The organism is Kitasatospora sp. NPDC002522, assembly GCF_053595195.1.
Window position 1 is genome coordinate 115,961 of the sequence record NZ_JBSFXE010000006.1, and the last position, 16,971, is coordinate 132,931.

19 protein-coding genes are annotated in these 16,971 nt (G+C 74.3%); 10 read left to right on the forward strand and 9 right to left on the reverse strand.

Going from position 1 to position 16,971, the window contains the following annotated elements:
• The first annotated feature begins 152 nt into the window (after positions 1 to 152).
• On the forward strand, positions 153 to 476 hold the full coding sequence (locus ACWD4U_RS06875; RefSeq protein ID WP_363454506.1) for a WhiB family transcriptional regulator: 324 nt from the start codon (positions 153 to 155) through the stop codon (positions 474 to 476).
• A gap of 51 nt (positions 477 to 527) precedes the next feature.
• Here the strand turns inward: ACWD4U_RS06875 and ACWD4U_RS06880 are convergent, their stop codons facing one another.
• Positions 528 to 1,673: an ArsA family ATPase gene (locus ACWD4U_RS06880; protein ID WP_363454508.1), complete on the reverse strand. Its 1,146-nt coding sequence runs from the start codon at positions 1,671 to 1,673 to the stop codon at positions 528 to 530.
• The gene (locus ACWD4U_RS06885) at positions 1,670 to 2,680 is read right to left on the reverse strand and encodes an ArsA-related P-loop ATPase (RefSeq protein ID WP_363454651.1); all 1,011 of its coding nucleotides are present in this window, start codon (positions 2,678 to 2,680) and stop codon (positions 1,670 to 1,672) included. The genes ACWD4U_RS06880 and ACWD4U_RS06885 overlap by 4 nt, the downstream gene beginning before the upstream one ends.
• Before the next feature lie 235 nt (positions 2,681 to 2,915).
• Between ACWD4U_RS06885 and ACWD4U_RS06890 the strand changes: the two genes are divergently transcribed.
• The 5 genes from ACWD4U_RS06890 (at position 2,916) to ACWD4U_RS06910 (ending at position 5,596) form a co-directional block, all read left to right on the forward strand.
• Complete coding sequence (locus tag ACWD4U_RS06890; RefSeq protein ID WP_014136749.1) at positions 2,916 to 3,071, forward strand: DUF4177 domain-containing protein; 156 nt, start codon at positions 2,916 to 2,918, stop codon at positions 3,069 to 3,071.
• Between the two features lie 2 nt (positions 3,072 to 3,073).
• A complete protein-coding gene (locus ACWD4U_RS06895; RefSeq protein WP_363454510.1) occupies positions 3,074 to 3,538 on the forward strand; it encodes a RidA family protein in 465 nt (154 codons plus the stop codon).
• 93 nt (positions 3,539 to 3,631) lie between these two features.
• Positions 3,632 to 4,468, forward strand: coding sequence for an NUDIX hydrolase (locus ACWD4U_RS06900; protein WP_363454512.1), 837 nt, complete (start codon positions 3,632 to 3,634; stop codon positions 4,466 to 4,468).
• 86 nt (positions 4,469 to 4,554) lie between these two features.
• On the forward strand, positions 4,555 to 4,746 hold the full coding sequence (locus tag ACWD4U_RS06905; protein WP_363454514.1) for a hypothetical protein: 192 nt from the start codon (positions 4,555 to 4,557) through the stop codon (positions 4,744 to 4,746).
• Positions 4,747 to 4,774: 28 nt separating this feature from the next.
• Complete coding sequence (locus ACWD4U_RS06910) at positions 4,775 to 5,596, forward strand: MBL fold metallo-hydrolase (protein ID WP_363454516.1); 822 nt, start codon at positions 4,775 to 4,777, stop codon at positions 5,594 to 5,596.
• 88 nt (positions 5,597 to 5,684) lie between these two features.
• Here the strand turns inward: ACWD4U_RS06910 and ACWD4U_RS06915 are convergent, their stop codons facing one another.
• From ACWD4U_RS06915 to ACWD4U_RS06925, 3 genes are read right to left on the reverse strand one after another with little or no spacing between them, the layout of a single operon-like run.
• Entirely contained in the window at positions 5,685 to 6,359 is a 675-nt protein-coding gene (locus ACWD4U_RS06915; protein WP_073807417.1) for a Crp/Fnr family transcriptional regulator, read from the reverse strand.
• Between the two features lie 30 nt (positions 6,360 to 6,389).
• Positions 6,390 to 8,753 carry an MFS transporter gene (locus ACWD4U_RS06920; RefSeq protein WP_363454518.1) on the reverse strand — a complete coding sequence of 788 codons (2,364 nt, stop codon included), beginning with the start codon at positions 8,751 to 8,753 and terminating at the stop codon, positions 6,390 to 6,392.
• Between the two features lie 35 nt (positions 8,754 to 8,788).
• Positions 8,789 to 9,847 (reverse strand): ROK family transcriptional regulator, encoded by a 1,059-nt coding sequence (locus ACWD4U_RS06925; RefSeq protein ID WP_363454520.1) that lies wholly within the window; start codon positions 9,845 to 9,847, stop codon positions 8,789 to 8,791.
• Between the two features lie 304 nt (positions 9,848 to 10,151).
• On the opposite strand from ACWD4U_RS06925, the gene ACWD4U_RS06930 reads away from it, so the two are divergent.
• Together ACWD4U_RS06930 and ACWD4U_RS06935 are read left to right on the forward strand one after the other, a co-directional pair.
• The gene (locus ACWD4U_RS06930) at positions 10,152 to 10,730 is read left to right on the forward strand and encodes a universal stress protein (protein ID WP_363454522.1); all 579 of its coding nucleotides are present in this window, start codon (positions 10,152 to 10,154) and stop codon (positions 10,728 to 10,730) included.
• Between the two features lie 37 nt (positions 10,731 to 10,767).
• Positions 10,768 to 11,619, forward strand: a complete 852-nt coding sequence (locus ACWD4U_RS06935) for an NAD-dependent protein deacetylase (RefSeq protein ID WP_363454524.1) — start codon at positions 10,768 to 10,770, stop codon at positions 11,617 to 11,619.
• Positions 11,620 to 11,727: 108 nt separating this feature from the next.
• Here ACWD4U_RS06935 and ACWD4U_RS06940 read toward each other — a convergent pair whose 3' ends face one another.
• The 3 genes from ACWD4U_RS06940 to serS form a co-directional block, all read right to left on the reverse strand.
• Complete coding sequence (locus ACWD4U_RS06940; RefSeq protein WP_363454526.1) at positions 11,728 to 12,315, reverse strand: phosphatase PAP2 family protein; 588 nt, start codon at positions 12,313 to 12,315, stop codon at positions 11,728 to 11,730.
• Positions 12,312 to 13,622: a diacylglycerol/lipid kinase family protein gene (locus ACWD4U_RS06945; RefSeq protein ID WP_363454528.1), complete on the reverse strand. Its 1,311-nt coding sequence runs from the start codon at positions 13,620 to 13,622 to the stop codon at positions 12,312 to 12,314. Before ACWD4U_RS06945 ends, ACWD4U_RS06940 begins: the two co-directional genes overlap by 4 nt.
• Before the next feature lie 102 nt (positions 13,623 to 13,724).
• Entirely contained in the window at positions 13,725 to 15,017 is a 1,293-nt protein-coding gene (gene serS / locus ACWD4U_RS06950) for a serine--tRNA ligase (RefSeq protein WP_363454530.1), read from the reverse strand.
• A 174-nt stretch (positions 15,018 to 15,191) separates the two neighbouring features.
• Between serS and ACWD4U_RS06955 the strand changes: the two genes are divergently transcribed.
• Positions 15,192 to 15,614: an SRPBCC family protein gene (locus tag ACWD4U_RS06955; protein ID WP_363454532.1), complete on the forward strand. Its 423-nt coding sequence runs from the start codon at positions 15,192 to 15,194 to the stop codon at positions 15,612 to 15,614.
• Entirely contained in the window at positions 15,614 to 16,090 is a 477-nt protein-coding gene (locus ACWD4U_RS06960; protein WP_363454534.1) for a MarR family winged helix-turn-helix transcriptional regulator, read from the forward strand. The genes ACWD4U_RS06955 and ACWD4U_RS06960 overlap by 1 nt, the downstream gene beginning before the upstream one ends.
• A 29-nt stretch (positions 16,091 to 16,119) precedes the next feature.
• Here the strand turns inward: ACWD4U_RS06960 and ACWD4U_RS06965 are convergent, their stop codons facing one another.
• Positions 16,120 to 16,956, reverse strand: coding sequence for an alpha/beta fold hydrolase (locus ACWD4U_RS06965; RefSeq protein ID WP_363454536.1), 837 nt, complete (start codon positions 16,954 to 16,956; stop codon positions 16,120 to 16,122).
• Positions 16,957 to 16,971: the final 15 nt, after the last annotated feature.

Consider the following 16,971-nt stretch of genomic DNA (forward strand, 5'->3'; position numbering starts at 1 on the left):
GACGGACACCCATAGTCCGATCGGGTCATTTCAGATTGGGCCCACAGGGGCTGTTGCGTCGTGCCGTTCTTCCGTAACGTCCTCAACTGGCAGCGGTGAATATGCCGTTGCCGCCGTGGGGGAGCCCCGAATCGGGAGAGGACGGCGCCGGCATGGGCTGGGTGGACGACTGGAGCGCACAGGCGGCTTGCCGCACGAGCGATCCGGATGAACTGTTCGTACAGGGGGCGGCGCAGAATCGCGCCAAGGCGGTGTGCAGCGGATGCCCGGTGCGCACCGAATGCCTCGCTGACGCACTCGACAACCGCGTCGAGTTCGGCGTCTGGGGTGGGATGACCGAGCGTGAGCGCCGGGCGCTGCTGCGCCGCCGGCCGACCGTGGTCTCCTGGCGCAGGCTGCTGGAGACGGCGCGCACCGAGTACGAGGAGTCACTGGCGACCGGGGTGGTCCTGCGGGACTACGCCCAGGCCGGCTGACCCTTCGTCAGGAGCCGGGAAACCGGACGGTTCTGACGCAGCATCGGCGGCTCAATCGGTGGGGGAGCCGAGGCGGTCGCCGATGGCCCGCAGTCCGTCCAGGTCGTGCACGTCCCCGGGCAGGGCGGGCACCTCGACGATCGGCACGTCCGGGTAGACCGAGACGAAGCGGTCCCGGGTGCGCCGTTCCCTCGTCATGATCTGCATGCGTTCGGCGTGCAGCCGCAGCAGTCCGGCGGCCAGCGTCTCGGCGGCGACGGTGGCGGAGTGCGAGCCGTTCTCCTCGAGTGCCTCGGCGGCGGCCAGCGCGCGCTCCGCGGTGAGCTGCGGGGCGCCGGTGGAGTGGACCCGGTTGAGCACCAGCCCGGCCAGCGGCATGGCGTCGGCGGCCAGCCGGTCGACGAAGTACGCGGCCTCGCGCAGCGCGTCCCGTTCGGGCGCGGCGACCACCAGGAACGCGGTGCCCTCGGCCTTGAGCAGCTGGTAGGTGCGGTCCGCGCGCTCCCGGAAGCCGCCGAACATGGAGTCCATCGCGGTGACGAAGGTCTGCACGTCGGTGAGGAGCTGGGCACCGAAGATCTTGCCGAGGGTCCCGGTGAGCAGGCCCATGCCGACGTTGAGGAACTTCATCGCGGAGCGCCCGCCGACCTTCGCCGGGGCGGTGAGCAGCCGGATCACCCGGCCGTCCAGGAAGGACCCGAGGCGGCTCGGGGCGTCCAGGAAGTCCAGCGCGGAGCGGGACGGCGGCGTGTCGACGACGATCAGGTCCCAGCGGTCCTCGGCGCGGAGCTGGCCCAGCTTCTCCATCGCCATGTACTCCTGGGTGCCCGCGAAACCGGCCGAGAGCGACTGGTAGAACGGGTTCTCCATGATCGTCCTGGCCCGCTCGGGCTCGGCGTGGTTGAGCACGACCTCGTCGAAGGTCCGCTTCATGTCGAGCATCATGGCCTGGAGCTCGCCCTCGCCCGTGGTGCCCTTCACCACCCGCGGGGTGTTGTCCAACTCGGTCAGGCCCATCGACTGGGCCAGGCGCCGCGCCGGGTCGATGGTCAGCACCACGACGCGGCGGCCGCGTTCGGCGGCGCGCAGGCCGATCGCCGCGGCGGTGGTGGTCTTGCCGACCCCGCCGGAGCCGCAGCAGACCACGATCCGGGTGCCCGGGTCGTCGATCAGCGCATCGATGTCCAGGCCGGTCATGCCGCCCCCTGCCGCTTCAGCTCGCCCGCCAGCCGGTACAGCCCGGCCAGTTCCATGCCCTCCCCGAGCAGCGGCAACTCGTAGGTCGGCAGCCGCAGTTGCTGCAGGTCGGCGCGTTGGACGCGTTCCAGTTCGACGCGTTCGGCGTGCTCCCGGGCCTGCTCCAGCAGCGGGTCGAGCAGCGGCTCGACGTTGGCCCGGACGGTCTCCGGCTTGCGCGAGCGCCCGCCCAGGCCCGCCTCGCCGAGGGCCAGCGCGACGTCCTCGCGGTGGTCGGCGTGCGCCGCCTCGACCGCCGCCGCGTCCAGTATCGGCGGGCGCACCATGTTCACCAGCACCCCGCCGACCGGCAGCCCGGCCTCCCGCAGATCGGTGATCCCGTCCACCGTCTCCTGCACCGGCATCTCCTCCAGCAGCGTCGTGAAGTGCACCGCCGTCTCCGGGGAGCGCAGCACCCGCATCACGGCCTGCGCCTGGGTGTGGATCGGGCCGAACCGGGCCAGGCCCGCCACCTCGGAGTTGACGTTCAGGAAACGGGTGAGCCGGCCGGTCGGCGGGGCGTCCATCACCACCGCGTCGTACAGCAGCCGCCCGTCCGGGCCCTTGCGGCGGGCCGCCTCGCAGGCCTTGCCGGTGAGCAGCACGTCCCGCACGCCGGGGGCGACGGTGGTGGCGAAGTCCACGAAGCCGACCTTCTGCAGGGCCTTCCCGGCCCGGCCCAGCTTGTAGAACATCTCCAGGTACTCCAGCAGCGCCAGCTCGGTGTCGATCGCCAGCGCGTGCACCTCGCCGTGGCCCTTGCCGGGCAGGCCGAGCTGACTGGGCGTCACGGTGGCGACCCGGCGTTCCTGGTAGGGCAGCGCCGCGATCTGGAACAGCTCGGCGATGCCCTGCCGGCCCTCCACCTCGATCAGCAGGGTCCGCCCGCCCTCGGCGGCCAGCGCCAGGGCCAGCGCGGCGGCCAGCGTGGTCTTCCCGGTGCCGCCCTTCCCACTGACCACGTGCAGCCTGACGCCCTCCCAGTCCGGCTCCCGCTCCGCCTCCTGCGCGGTCGGCCTGGCCGTGCCGGGGGTGCTCGCCACGCTCGCTCTCCGTCCGTCGGTCCGCCGGCACCGTGCGGGTGCCCTCACCGCGAGGGTAACGAGCGAGCGGTCCCGATGCCCGGAGCATCCCGGCCGCCCCCGGCAATCATGCCCCCTTTGTGTCCCACCTCACACGGCCCGGGCGGCTAGAGTCACCCCCATGACCAAGTGGGAATACGTCACCGTGCCGCTCCTCGTGCACGCCACCAAGCAGATCCTCGACACCTGGGGCCAGGACGGCTGGGAGCTCGTCCAGGTCGTGCCCGGCCCGAACCCGGAGCAGCTGGTCGCGTACCTGAAGCGGGAGAAGGAGTAGCCATGGGCCAGGTCGAGCAGAAGCTCGCCGACCTCGGGCTGACCCTGCCCGAGGTCGCCGCACCGGTCGCCGCGTACGTTCCGGCGCTGCGCACCGGCCACTACGTGATGACCTCCGGTCAGCTGCCGGTCGTCGCCGGGAAGCTCCAGCGGACCGGAAAGGTCGGCGCCGAGGTCACCGCCGAGGAGGCCAAGGAACTCGCGCAGATCTGCGCGCTCAACGCGCTGGCCGCCGTGAAGTCGGTGGTCGGCGACCTGGACAAGGTCGAGCAGGTCGTCAAGGTGGTCGGCTTCGTCGCCTCCGCCCCCGACTTCACCGGCCAGCCCGGCGTCGTCAACGGCACCAGCGAGCTGCTGGGCCAGGTCTTCGGCGACAAGGGCGTGCACGCCCGCAGCGCCGTCGGCGTGGCGGTGCTGCCGCTGGACGCGCCCGTCGAGGTCGAGCTGATGGTCCGCGTCCGCGACTGACCAGACGCACCCGACCGGGGCCCGCTGCCGACCACGGCGCGGGCCCCGCTGCGTTCGCCGCCCCGTCGAGCGGGGGCGTTAACATCCGTGAACATGCCGCAGATGCCCGCTCCCTGGCCCACCCGGATCCGCGCCCTGGCCGCCGGCCGGGTGCAGCCCCCCGCCCCCCGCCCGTCCGCCACCGTGGTGCTGCTGCGCGACGGCGCGACCGGCCCGGAGGCGTACCTGCTGCGCCGACGCACCTCGATGGCGTTCGCGGGCGGGCTGTACGCCTACCCCGGCGGCGGCGTCGACCCGCGCGACGGCGACGCGCCCTGGGCCGGCCCGAGCGCCGCCGCGTGGGCCGAGCGGCTCGGCGTGGACGAGGACACCGCCCGGGCCGTGGTCTGCGCGGCGCTGCGCGAGACCTTCGAGGAGGCCGGCGTGCTGCTGGCCGGGCCGGACGCCCACTCGCTGGTCGAGCCGCGCGACTGGTCCGCCGAGCGGGCCGCCCTGGAGGCCCACGAGCTGTCGTTCGGGGACTTCCTGGCGCAGCGTCAGCTGGTGCTGCGCACCGACCTGCTGGCGGCCTGGGCCCGCTGGGTGACCCCCGAGTTCGAGGAACGCCGCTTCGACACCTGGTTCTTCGTCGCCGCGCTGCCCGCCGGACAGCACGCCGCCGACACCGTCGGCGAGGCCGACCGGGTGGCCTGGCTGCGACCCGCCGACGCGGTGGCGGGCTTCGAGCAGGGCCGGTTCGGGATGATGCCGCCGACCATCACGGTGCTGCGCGAGCTGCTGCCCGCGGACAGCGTCGCCGCGGCCCTCACGGCCGCCGCCGGACGGGACGTGGCACCCGTCCTGGGCCACGCCGAGGTCGCCGGGGAACGGATCACCATCCGCTGGCCCGGGTATGACGAACTCACTATCGACGGCGAGTTTCCTGCATGAGAAGCTCCCACCGAGGGCCTGCCGGCCCTCCCTGAGACACCCGCAACCTGCGGGAACACGTACCGACGCCCGGAAGGAGACCTCCGATGACCCACAACGACGTGGCTCGCCGGACACCCGTCACGCCCGCCCGCACCGTCACCCCGCGCGCCGCCGCCTGCGACGAACCGGCGCCCCGGGAGACCACCCGCCTGCTGCACCGCGAGCTGCCTGCCCGGGCCACGGTTCGCTCGCTGCCGCTGCGCCGCCTCAGCCGAGCCGAGGTGGACGCCGGGTGAGCGGACCCCACGACCTCGGAGCCACCGGGTGACCACTCTGCTGCCGGGCGACCCCGCCGAGACCATCGGCGGGGCCGCCACCCCCCGTGCGTACTGCCTCCTCGCGCCCAACCCGAGCGTGATGTCCCTGGACGGCACCAACACCTGGCTGCTGTCCGAACCGGGCTCCGACCTCGCCGTCGTGGTCGACCCCGGTCCGCTCGACGAGGGCCACCTGCGCCGGGTGGTCGCCACCGCCGAGGAGCAGGGCAAGCGGATCGTCCTCACCGTGATCACCCACGGGCACCCCGACCACACCGACGGGGTCGAGCGCTTCGCCGAACTCACCGGCTCCCGGGTCCGCGCCCTCGACCCCGAACACCCCCTCGGCGTGGACGGCCTGCACGGCGGCGAACGGCTCGACGTCGGCGGCCTCGACCTCCGGGTGATCGCCACCCCCGGCCACACCGCCGACTCGCTCACCCTCCACCTGCCGGCCGACGGCGCCCTGCTCACCGGCGACACCGTGCTCGGCCGCGGCACCACCGTCGTCGCCCACCCCGACGGGCGGCTCGGCGACTACCTCGACTCCCTGCGCCACCTGCACGTGCTCGCCTCCGAGCACGGCGTCCGCACGATCCTGCCCGGCCACGGCCCCGTCCTGGCCGACGCGCTCGGCGCCGTCGAGTACTACCTGGCGCACCGGGCCAGCCGCCTCGCCCAGGTCGAGACCGCGGTCGAGTCGGGCTGCCGCACGCCGGAGGAGGTCGTCGCGCGGGTCTACGCCGACGTCGACCGCGCGGTGTGGCCCGCGGCGGAGCTGTCGGTGCGGGCGCAGCTGACGTACCTGGAAGAGCACGGGCTGATCTAGCGGGAACCGGGACGCCAAAGATCCGCCCGGGAGAGCACATCACTCCCTGGGCGGATCTCGTTGCGGCTCGCGTCCGGCGCGTCGCGGCTCAGCGCGAGCGGCGGGAGAGGCGTTCGACGTCGAGGAGGACGACCGCGCGGGCCTCCAGCTTGAGCCAGCCGCGGCCGGCGAAGTCGGCGAGGGCCTTGTTGACCGTCTCGCGGGAGGCGCCGACCAGCTGGGCGAGCTCCTCCTGGGTCAGGTCGTGGGCGACGTGGATGCCCTCCTCGGACTGCACGCCGAAGCGGCGGGAGAGGTCCAGCAGGGCCTTGGCGACGCGGCCGGGCACGTCGGAGAAGACCAGGTCGGACATCACGTCGTTGGTGCGGCGCAGCCGGCGGGCGATGGCGCGCAGCAGCGCGATGGAGACCTCGGGCCGCGCGTGCAGCAGCGGGAGCAGGTCGCCGTGGCCCAGGCCGAGCAGCTTGACCTCGGTGAGGGCGGTGGCGGTGGCGGTGCGCGGGCCCGGGTCGAACAGCGACAGTTCGCCGATCATCTCGCTGGGGCCGAGCACCGCGAGCATGTTCTCGCGGCCGTCCGGGGAGGCGCGGTGCAGCTTCACCTTGCCCTCGACCACGACGTACAGCCGGTCGCCCGGGTCGCCCTCGTGGAACAGCGACTCGCCGCGAGCGAGCGTCACCTCGGTCATGGAAGCGCGGAGCTCGGCAGCCTGGTCGTCGTCGAGTGCCGCGAAGAGCGCCGCGCGCCGCAGAACGTCGTCCACGAGCTTCCTCCTGCTGGTGTCTGGGCAGATCTACTCACAAGGATGACGCATGTCGCTCCGATCATATGAGGAGGGGGTGTGCCCGGGGGCCGAGTACGCGGCCATTCGCGCACTTCGGGTGACGGCCCGCCGGCCCCGCGACCCGGCCGGATCGCCTCCGGCAGGCCGCTGATCGCGGCCCCCGCGCAGTGGGTACAGCGCGAAGCAGGCGGCCGCGAGGAGCAGGATCGCCGGCGGGACGGCACCCAGCAGCAGCCGGATTCCGCTGAGCGCGGACGCCGGCTGGACGTCGGCCCCCGAGCGGTAGCCGCCCGCGGCGAGCACCAGGGAGAGCACCGCGGCCTGCAACGAGACCGACCAGCGGACGATGAAGCCGTTCATGCCCATGTACATGCCTTCGCGGCGCGCGGCGGTCCTGGTCTCGTCGTCGTCGATCACCTCGGCGAGCATGATCTCCAGCAGCACCAGCATCCCGGCGATGCCGAGGCCGACCAGCGCGGCGGTGAGCACCGCTCCCAGCAGCGTGCCGACCAGCAGGAACGGGGTGAGGCCGAGGGCCAGCACGCCGGTCGCGGCGAGCACCGCCCGGCGCGGGCCGAGCCGGACGGTGAGCCGCCCCCAGCCCCACACCGCGGGAACGGCGGTGGCGAAGATCGCGCCGAGCACCAGCGTGTTCGCGGAGTCCGGCTCGTGCAGCACGTACTTGGTGAAGAACGGCAGCCCGGCCTGCATCAGCGCGATGGTCAGTTGCACCAGGAAGCTGCCCACCGCGTACGTCAGGAACGCCCGGTTGGCCAGCGTGTAGCGGACGGCGGTGAGGAACCCGAACGCCTCGCGGGGCTGCTCCGGGCGCTCCACCGAGCCGCGCAGCGAGACCAGGAAGCAGCCGGTGGCGATCAGGCCGAACGCCGCGCCCATCGCGGGCCAGCCGATCGAGCCGTACAGCAGCGGGGCGGCGGCGACGCCGAGCACCATGCCGCCGATGCCGAGCGCCTGCCGGGACGGGGCGGCCCTGGCGCGCTCGCCGGTGGTGGGGAAGAGCTCCGGGAAGAGCGCGACGTAGTTGAGCACCACCAGGACGGTCAGCAGGTCGTAGACCAGCACCACGGCCAGGAAGTACCAGAACCGGGCGGTCGCCCCGTCCACCAGCGGCGTCCACACCAGCGTCTGCGCGGCCGCCAGCGGGACGGTGCCGAGCGCGATGTACGGCAGCCGGCGGCCCCAGCGGGTGCGGGTGCGGTCGGAGAGGTGGCCGATCAACGGGTTGAGCACCGCGTTGGCGACGCCGTGCAGCACCATCGCCAGGCCGATCAGCCCGGACGGGACACCGAGCCGGTCCACGTAGTAGTACGTCGCGTAGGTGGCGAACGCCTGGCTGAGCAGCTGCACGCCGAGGTTGCCGGTGGCGTAGCGCAGCGGGCTGCGGGTGCGGCGGGCACCGAGCAGACGGTCGATCATCCGGCGCTGCCCGCGGGGTGCGCGCCAAGGTGATGGAGCGTCAGGGAGCGCTGGACCTCGCGCAGTTCGCGCCAGCCGGTCCGGACGATGCCCTCCTCGGCGAGCACCGCCCGCACCTCGGGGTCGGTGAACAGCCGCAGTGCCGCGCTTGGCGTGGTGCGGCATGATCGCGCGCAGCTCCGCGGTGTCCTCGAAGGGGTGCACGAAGACCTCGTTGACGCCCGGCCGCAGCCCGCGCAGCAGGCCGATCATCTCGGCCCGGACGTCCTCGTACGCATGGCCCTCGCCGAGCTGGAAGGTGCCGGTCCACAGGTGGTCGAGGATCACCACGCCCGCCCGGTCGGCGAGTTCCGCCTTCGCGGCGACCAGCTCGTCGAACTCCGGCGGCAGTCCCATCCCCGCCGCCGAGCGGGGCAGCCGGAACGGCAGGCCGTACTCGGCGCACAGCGGCAGCACCTGCTCCAGGAAGTCCCGGCCGGTGGCCAGGCCGTAGACGCTGCCCATGTGGTTGTCGGCGTGCGTCGGGTCGAGGCCGAGGGCGATCGCCCGGTCCAGCTGGGCGCGCAGTTCGGCGGTGAGCTGTCCGGCGTCGGCGGTGCGCTCGACGGTGGCGCAGTCGCGCGGGAAGTAGCCGTGCTCGTCGACCAGCGAGGAGCTGTCGCCGGTGCGGGCGACCGGTCCCCACCGGTAGCCCTCCCACTCGCTGGTCAGGGTCAGGTGCACGCCCACGTCCCAGCCGTGCGCGGCGGCCGTGGCGATCGCCTCCGGTGCCCACGGGCACGGCAGCATCACGGTGGCGGAGTCGATCGCGCCGGCTGCCAGCAGGCCGGAGATACCGGTGTTGGCGGAGCGGCACATGCCGTAGTCGTCGGCGTTGACGATCAGCAGGCGGGTGTCGGGGGAGTGGCCGAGGCGTTCGGCGACGCTGGGCGGCATGCGGGGTCCCGGGGGTGTGGGGGGAGTGGAAACGGTTACTGACACGCAGTCAGGAAAGCGTTTTCACGGACCTGTTCGCGGGCCAGCAGGCAGGCCCCGTCCAGGTCCGCGTCCGGGCCGAGCTCGGAGGCGCGCACGTCGATCCGCAGCGGGCCGGCGATCTCCGCGAGCCGGCGGCGCACCAGCGCGGCGAGCGGCTCGTTCCCGGCCCCGGCCGGACCGCCGAGGACGAACAGCCCCGGCTCGACGACCAGCGTGACGGCACCGATCACCTGCGCGGCGCGACCGACGAAGTCGCTGATCTCGGCGCCGGTCGAGTCCGAGGTCAGCCCCGGGACCGCCGCCCCGAGCGGCAGGCCCGCCTGCGGGAGGAAGCCCACCTCGCCGGCACCGCCCGCGATGCCGCGGTGCAGCCGCCCGTCCAGCACCAGTCCGGCGCCGAGACCCGGCCCGATCCGCAGCAGCGCGAAGTCCTTGGTGCCGCGGCCCTCGCCGAGCCGCAGTTCGGCGACGGCGGCGAGGTTGGCGTCGTTCTCCAGCGTGAACGGCAACGGGAACGACCGCTCCAGCCCCTCGACCAGCCCCGCGCCGTCGCGCGGCAGGCCACGGCCGACCCGGATCGTCCGCCCGTCCCGCCCGACGATCGCCGGGACGCCGACCACCGCCGCATCGACCGCGTGAAGCGGCATCCCCGCCTGCTTGGCGCACCGGGCCGCGGCCGTCGTCACGGCGGACGCCACGTCGAGCGTGGCCGGTGCGGTGGCCGTCGCCAGCACGCTGCCGGTCAGGTCGATCAACCGCGCCTCGACGGTGGTCGGGCTGACCCGCACCCCCAGCGCGTGCCCCGCCCCGGGGTCGACGCCGTACAGCGTGGCCGCCGGCCCACGACGCGAGGTGTCGAGGCCCAGCTCCCGGACCGCCCCGCGCTCCACCAGCCGTTCCAACGCCTGCGCGACGGTGGTCTTCGACAACCCGGACGCCCGCACCAACTCCGGCCGCGCAACCGGCCCGTCCCGCTCGACCAGTTCGAGCACGGCACGCGCATTGATCGACCACAGCAGGTTCTGCTGACCGGCCAGCGGCTTGTCGGACATGTCTCGGCGACACCTTCGGGGGAGAGGGATGAGTAGGTCGGAAACTTTCCTACCACGGCGCGGGGTGACGGCGACAGGGGGAGGCTGAGGTGATGGCTGCCATGGCGGGCCTCCTTCTCCTTCACTCCCGGTGAACGCCGGTTCCGGCGGGCCGGGCGTCAGGGTGGCGTTGGTATCCAGGGCGGCGGCGTCAGGGAAGCGTCAACGCGGGGCCGGGGCCTCGGCGGATCGGATCTGCTGGCGGTGCGGCGCGGACCCCGGCGACCGGAAGGCCGGGGTCCGGCCGCCTCGGACGGAGGACGGGATGGAGCAGCAGCCGCGCGCGGGCCGAAACGGGCTGCGGGTCGTGGTCGGAGTCAGCGGATCGCTCGGCAGCCTGGGCGCCCTGCACCGCGCGGTCGCCGAGGCCCGGCGGCTCGACGCGGAGGTGCTGGCGCTGCACGCCTGGGAGCCCCCGGGCGGGGAGTTCGGCTACCGCCGCTCGCCGTGCCCGCCGCTGCTCTCGGCCGTCCGTGCCGCCGCGGCGCAGACCCTCGCCGAGGCGATGGCCGAGGCGTTCGGCGGCGCGGACCCCGGCGTGCCGGTCACCGCCACCACCGTGCGGGGCCCGGCAGGCCCGTCCCTGGTCGCCGCCGCGGACCGCCCCGGCGACCTGCTGGTCCTCGGCCCGTCCGGCTCGTGGTTCCGGCGGGGCCTGCGGGCCTCGGTCGGGCAGTCCTGCGTGCGGCCGGCGCACTGTCCGGTGCTGATCGTCCCCCGCTCCGAACTCCAGGTCGCCTTCGACGAGTTGAGCGGCCACCCGTTCGCGGCCCGGGCACTGGAGGCGGAGCTGCGCGAACTCACCCGCCCGGTGGCCTCCGCCCGGCGATCCACCGCGCAATGACCGACCGGCCGACGTGACCCCCCGCCCTTGGCGGACAATGGACCACATGACTGCGGCGGATGACAGCGGACTCGTGGCGGTGGCGGAGCTGGTCGCGGCCGGCGGTGTGGTGGTGCTGAGCGGCGCCGGACTGTCGACCGAGTCCGGGATCCCGGACTACCGCGGGCCGAACGGGGTGCGGCGCCACCGCGCGCCGATGACGTACCAGGAGTTCGTGGCACAGGCGGAGGCCAGGCGGCGCTACTGGGCGCGCAGCCACGCCGGCCGGGCGGTGATCTCGCGGGCCCGACCGAACGCCGGCCACCGCGCGGTGGCCGAGCTGCGCGCCTCCGGCCACCTCTCCGCGGTGATCACCCAGAACGTCGACGGCCTGCACCGCGCGGCGGGCACCGCGGACGCGGTCGAGCTGCACGGCGGCCTGGACCGGGTGATCTGCCTGGACTGCCGCCGGACCACCACCCGCACCGAACTCGACGAGCGCCTCGCCGCACTCAACCCGCACTTCCAGGACGCCGGCTCCCGGGTGAACCCGGACGGCGACGTCGAACTCCCGGACGACCTGGTGGCCGGTTTCACGGTCGCCGAGTGCACCACGTGCGGCGGGGTCCTCAAGCCGGACGTGGTGTTCTTCGGCGAGAGCGTCCCCAAGGAGCGGGTCGATCTCTGCTACCGCCTGGTGGACGACAGCCGGGCGCTGCTGGTCCTGGGCTCCTCGCTGGCCGTCCTGTCCGGCCTGCGCTTCGTCCGCCACGCGGCGAAGACCGGCAAGCCGGTGGCCATCGTCAACCAGGGCCCGACCCGCGGCGACGAGCTGGCCGGCGTCCGGGTGGACCGCCCGCTGGGCGAGGCCCTCACCGAACTCGCGACGCGGATCGAAACGGCGCGGTAGGCGAGGTAGGCGTGGACTGCGGCACGGTGGGCGCGTCGCGCCGCGCCCGGCACCGGTCACGTCGGCACCGCGCCCGGCACCCGCCGCGTCGCGAACCCTGACGGACGGTCAGCAGTGCCGTCCGCCGAGCCAGTGCGCGTCGACGCCCGCGACCACGCTGCCCGCCACCGTGCCCAGCAGCGCGCCCGCGACCACGTCGCCCGGGTAGTGCACCCCGGTGTGCACCCGTGAGTACCCCACCGACAGCGCCAGCAGGCCCAGCGGCGCCGCTGCCCACGGCAGCCGGGACGCCACCCCGGTGGCGAAGGCGAACGCCGAGGCGGTGTGGCCGGAGGGGAAGGAGGCCGACTCCGGCATCGGCACGTGCCGGCTCTCCGGCACCCTGCCCGCCTCCCGGTCCGGGCGCGGGCGGCGGGCCAGCGACTTGCCGAGCAGGTTCGCCGCCGCCGAGGCCACCGCCACCGACCCCAGCCCGACCAGCGCCGCCCGGCGCGGCGCGCCCGGTGCCAGGGCGAGGGCGCAGGCCGCCGCGATCGACAACTTGGAGTTGTCGGCCGCCGTCGACAGGCGCCGCAGCCCCTGGTCCAGCGCCGGTGTCGGGGTCGCCGCCACCGCGACGTACACCGCCTCGTCCACCGCCGCCAGGTCCGCGACCACCTGCCGACCGGCCAGCGCCCAGCGCGTCACCGCCCTCATCGGGCACCGCCGTCGGTCTCGGTCCGGCCCGCCGCGAGCTGGGCCAGCCGGCTCCACCGCACCGTCGGCACCGCCTGCACCGGGCCCGGCCGGTGCCGCGGGACCCGTACCCGCAGCGCCGCCGGGCGGATCACGCAGCGCACCGGCACCGCCAGCTCCAACGCCTCGCCGTCCACCGCCACCGGAATGCTCGCCGTATCCGCCGTCACCAGCACCTCCCGACCCGTCAGCACCGTCACCGCCTCCGCATTCGTACCGCGCAACGCCAGGTCCGCGGCCTGCGCCGCGCCGTCGACCCGCACGCCCAGCACACCCAGCAGTCCGCGGTCCATCCGCGAACGCCGCCCGGGATCCAGCAAGTCCCCTGCGTCGTAGGGGTTGTTGCTGACCAGCACCGCCTGCGGCTGCTCCAGCCGCCGCTCCCCGGCCGAGGCGGTCAGCCGGGCGCCCGCGTAGCCGACCAGCAGGTCCGGCAGCATGGCCAGGACGGTCGTCGCCTTGGCGTCCCGGTACTCGGGGCGCTGGACGATCTCCGCGTACGTGCCGAACGACACGTTGTTGACGAACGCCCGGCCCGACACCTCGCCGAGGTCGACCCGTACCTCCACTCCGTCGGTCAGCGCGTCCAGGCAGCGGCCGGGGTCGGTGCGGTCCAGGCCCAGGTCCATCGCGAAGTGGTTGCGGGTGCCCGCCGACACCACCAGGAACGGCAGCCCGTGCCGGGCCGCGACCTGGGCCACCAGCGCCTGGGTGCCGTCGCCGCCGGCCACCCCGAGCAGGTCCGCGCCCTCGGCGACGGCCCGTTCGGCGAGTTCCACCACGTCCTGCCACGCCGTCGGGTCGAGCAGCACCACCTCGGCGCCCAACTCCCGTGCCCGTTCGGCCAGGTGGAAGCGCTCCACCTTCCCGCCGCCGGACTTCGGGTTCATGATGAGCACCGGCTTGCGGGGCGCGTCGACCGTCCGCTCCGGCATCTGCTGCTCACCGCGCGCCTTGCGCAGCGCCGCCCGGGCGAAGGCCAACCCCACCGCCCACAGCGCCACCGCGCCCAGCACCCACGGCCAGGTCCCGCCGCCCACGTACAGCGCCACCGCGCCCGCCGGGGCTGCCACCGCCAGTGCCGCGCCCAGCCAGCGCACCGGGCCGCGCCGCGACAGCGCCCACCACATCCCGGCCGCCATCAGTGCCAGCGCCACCACCCCGACCGCGACCACCAGCGCGCCCCGCAACCCCGCCCCGGCGGCCAGCACCGCCACCGCCGCCACCCCGCACCCGACGGCGACCCTCGCCAGCGCCACTTCACCCATCTCCCGACGGTAACGCGGCGTCAGGCCGCCCGCCCCTCAGGAACGCAGAACGATCAGCCACCGCCAGGGCCCCTGATGGTGGCTGATCGTCCGTGGTGCTGCTTACTCCTGCGGCGTGCCGTCGGCGGCGATCCGCGCGAAGCCGAGGTACTTGTGCAGCGCCTTCGGCAGCAGCACCGAGCCGTCGGCCTGCTGGTGCTGCTCCAGGACGGCGGCGATGGTGCGGCCCAGCGGCAGGCCGGAGCCGTTGACGGTGGCGGCGGGGGTGGGCTTGCCGTTCTCGTCGCGGGTGCGGATGCCGGCCCGGCGCCCCTGGAAGGTGCCGAAGTCGGAGACCGAGGAGACCTCGCGGTAGGTGTCCTGGCTGGGCAGCCACACCTCCAGGTCGTAGGTCAGCCGCGCGGAGAACCCGGTGTCACCGGCCGCCAGGGCGACCACGCGGTACGCGAGTTCCAGCGCCTGCAGGCAGGCCTCGGCGTGCGAGACCATCAGCAGCATCTGCTCGTTCGCCTGCTCGGGCGCGCAGATCCGCACCATCTCCACCTTGGAGAACTGGTGGAGCCGGATCAGGCCGCGGGTGTCGCGCCCGTACGAGCCCGCCTCGGAGCGGAAGCACGGGGTGTGCGCGGTCAGCGCCAGCGGCAGCTCGGCGGGCGGGACGATCTCGTCCGCGTACAGGTTGGTCAGCGGCACCTCGGCGGTCGGGATCAGGTACAGGTCCCGGTCGGCGGTGCCGGTGCGGAACAGGTCCTCCTCGAACTTCGGCAGCTGGCCGGTGCCGGTCATGGTCCGCCGGTTCACCAGGTACGGCACCGCGTGCTCGACGTAGCCGTGCTGACGGGTGTGCAGGTCCAGCAGCAGCGAGACCACCGCGCGCTCCAGGGCGGCGCCGACGCCGCGCAGCACGCTGAACCGCGAGCCCGACAGCTTGGTGGCGCGGCCGAAGTCCAGGATGCCCATCGCCTCGCCGAGGTCGACGTGGTCCTTGGGGGCGAAGTCGAAGGCCGGCGGGGTGCCGACCTTGCGCAGCTCGAGGGCGTCCGCGTCGGAGTTGCCGTCCGGGGCCTCGTCCGCGGGCAGGTTCGGGATGGTCAGCAGCAGCTCCGTCAACTCCTGCTGGACCTGCTCCAGTTCGGCCTCGTTCTGCTGGACCTGCTCCTTCAGCGCGCGGGCGCTCTCCTTCAGCTCGGAGACGTCCCCGCCCGACTTGGCGGTGCGCTGCACCTCCTGGGCGACCTGCTTGGAACGGGCCCGCAGCTCGTCGCCGGCCTGGATCCCGCCGTTGCGGCGGGACTGCAGCTCCTGCAGCGCGGACAGGTCCAACTGGTAGCCGCGGCGCGCCAGAAGCCGGACGGCTTCGTCCCCCAGGTCGATCAGGACGCGGGCATCATGCATCGGGGATCTGCTCCTTGGTACAGCCAGGTAGGTGCCCCGACCGTAGCAGGGCCGCAGACCGCGTCGCAGCGCCTTTCACCCCGGTTCGGAGTCCTCGACGGCGCACGGTTGCGAGATGATCCGCACGGAGATAGTCTCTGCATAGACAATCTCAGTGGCGAAGGGGAGCCGACCATGTGGGAGCACGAGTACAGCGCCGAGACCGCCGCCGCGCCGCAGGACGTCTGGGCGGTGCTCAGCGACCTGAACGGCTGGGCGAGTTGGGACACCTCGATGGAGTCGGTCGTGCTGCAGGGCGCGTTCGAGGTCGGGGCGAAGGTGGTGATGACCCCGACCGGCCAGGAGCCGATCGAGTCGGTGATCGTCCGGATCGAGGAGAACGTCGCGTACGCCGACCAGACCGAGTTCGGCGGCGTCACCCTGCGCTTCGCCCACACGCTGACCGCGCTGCCCGGCGGCGGCACCAGGGTCCTGCACCGGCTGGAGATCACCGGCCCGGAGGCCGGGCAGATCGCCCCCGAGCTCGGCCCGCAGATCACCGAGGACTTCCCGGAGGCGATGGCCGGCCTGCTGGCCCGGGCGGAGGGCGCCGCCTGATGGACGGTCTGGTCGACGGCCCCGGCCGCAGCCCCGGCTTCTGGCTCTGGCACACCACCCTGCGCTGGCAGCGCGAGATCGCGGCGGCCCTCGCCCCGCACGACCTGACGCACGCCCAGTTCGTGCTGCTGTCCTGCGCCTGGTGGCTGAACGAGCAGGGCGCCGCCCCCAACCAGCAGGAGCTGTCCCGGCAGGCCGGGACGGACGTCCGGACCACCTCGCAGGTGGTCCGGAAGCTGGAGGCCAAGGGCCTGCTGCACCGGGCGACGGACCCGGACGACACCCGGGCCCGCCGCCTGCGGATCACCCCGCGCGGGGTCGAGCTCGCCCGCGCGGCGATCCCCGCCGTCGAGGCGGTCGACCGGGCCTTCTTCGCCCCGGCCGGCCACCCCGCCGGCGATCTCCCGGCGCTGGACGGCAGCGCCCTGAGCAGCCTGTTCCGACGCCTCACCGAGGCGCCGGAGCGGGAGGTCTGACCGTCGTTCGGAAACCGCGGCGGCGCCGCTCAGCCCTGGGCGAAGAACTCCGCCGCGGCCTTCGCCAGCACGGCCGGCTGCACGTCGTGGGTCTGCCCCGCCAGCGTGCGGTACCCGGCGCCGGGTACCGCGGCGGCGGCCGCCCGGACGCCCGCCCGCATCGTCGCGGAGGCCAGCTCGCCGTCCACCAGCAGGACCGGCAGGGCGAGTTCGGCCAGCCGCGCGGTCGGCACGTCGGCGCCCTCGCGCCCGTCCAGCACCTCCACGTCGTTGGCCAGCGACGGGCCCACCTGCTCGAACACCTCCCAGAGCGGCGACTCCCGGAACTGGGCGAGCATCCCGGCGGGCGTGCCGACGAAGGTCATGAAGCGCGCCACCGCGTCCCCGGGCCGCCCGGCGGCGAGGTCCTGCTCCATCCCGGCCACGTACTCCTTGAACCGGCCGCGCTGCCCGTCGTCGGTGCTGAACGGCGGCTCGTACGCGACCACCCGGGTCACTCCGATGCCCGCGCCGGCCGCCGCCAGCGCGAGCGCCGCGCCGGAGGACAGGCCGACCAGCGCCGCGCTGCCGCCCGCCGCGGCGATCACCGCCGCCAGGTCCGCCACCTCCCGCTCCCGGCCCCCGCCCGCCGGGCCCCCCGAGGCCGCGGGCCCGCCACCCGGCTCGCTCTCGCCGCGACCGCGCCGGTCGTACGTGAACACCCGGTACCCGTCGGCGAGTTGCCGGGCGATCCCGGCCGCCGGGCCGAACCCGCGGTAGCACAGCGCACCGTCCACGACCACCACGGCCGGTCCGCTGCCGGTGGCCGTGTACGCGATCCGGGTGCCGTCGGCGGAGGTGACGCTGCTGCTGGTGGTGCCGGTCATCTCGGAACTCCCCAA

What these genes read in the sequence shown, in the direction of transcription:
- ACWD4U_RS06930 (WP_363454522.1), top strand. Translation starts at nt 10,152, where the DNA reads ATGGAGCAGCAGCCGCGCGCGGGCCGAAACGGGCTGCGGGTCGTGGTC.
- ACWD4U_RS06920 (WP_363454518.1), bottom strand. Translation starts at nt 8,753, where the DNA reads ATGCCGCCCAGCGTCGCCGAACGCCTCGGCCACTCCCCCGACACCCGC.
- ACWD4U_RS06960 (WP_363454534.1), top strand. Translation starts at nt 15,614, where the DNA reads ATGGACGGTCTGGTCGACGGCCCCGGCCGCAGCCCCGGCTTCTGGCTC.
- ACWD4U_RS06945 (WP_363454528.1), bottom strand. Translation starts at nt 13,622, where the DNA reads ATGGGTGAAGTGGCGCTGGCGAGGGTCGCCGTCGGGTGCGGGGTGGCG.
- serS (WP_363454530.1), bottom strand. Translation starts at nt 15,017, where the DNA reads ATGCATGATGCCCGCGTCCTGATCGACCTGGGGGACGAAGCCGTCCGG.
- ACWD4U_RS06935 (WP_363454524.1), top strand. Translation starts at nt 10,768, where the DNA reads ATGGACCACATGACTGCGGCGGATGACAGCGGACTCGTGGCGGTGGCG.
- ACWD4U_RS06925 (WP_363454520.1), bottom strand. Translation starts at nt 9,847, where the DNA reads ATGTCCGACAAGCCGCTGGCCGGTCAGCAGAACCTGCTGTGGTCGATC.
- ACWD4U_RS06955 (WP_363454532.1), top strand. Translation starts at nt 15,192, where the DNA reads ATGTGGGAGCACGAGTACAGCGCCGAGACCGCCGCCGCGCCGCAGGAC.
- ACWD4U_RS06940 (WP_363454526.1), bottom strand. Translation starts at nt 12,315, where the DNA reads ATGAGGGCGGTGACGCGCTGGGCGCTGGCCGGTCGGCAGGTGGTCGCG.
- ACWD4U_RS06875 (WP_363454506.1), top strand. Translation starts at nt 153, where the DNA reads ATGGGCTGGGTGGACGACTGGAGCGCACAGGCGGCTTGCCGCACGAGC.
- ACWD4U_RS06965 (WP_363454536.1), bottom strand. Translation starts at nt 16,956, where the DNA reads ATGACCGGCACCACCAGCAGCAGCGTCACCTCCGCCGACGGCACCCGG.
- ACWD4U_RS06900 (WP_363454512.1), top strand. Translation starts at nt 3,632, where the DNA reads ATGCCGCAGATGCCCGCTCCCTGGCCCACCCGGATCCGCGCCCTGGCC.
- ACWD4U_RS06895 (WP_363454510.1), top strand. Translation starts at nt 3,074, where the DNA reads ATGGGCCAGGTCGAGCAGAAGCTCGCCGACCTCGGGCTGACCCTGCCC.
- ACWD4U_RS06890 (WP_014136749.1), top strand. Translation starts at nt 2,916, where the DNA reads ATGACCAAGTGGGAATACGTCACCGTGCCGCTCCTCGTGCACGCCACC.
- ACWD4U_RS06905 (WP_363454514.1), top strand. Translation starts at nt 4,555, where the DNA reads ATGACCCACAACGACGTGGCTCGCCGGACACCCGTCACGCCCGCCCGC.
- ACWD4U_RS06880 (WP_363454508.1), bottom strand. Translation starts at nt 1,673, where the DNA reads ATGACCGGCCTGGACATCGATGCGCTGATCGACGACCCGGGCACCCGG.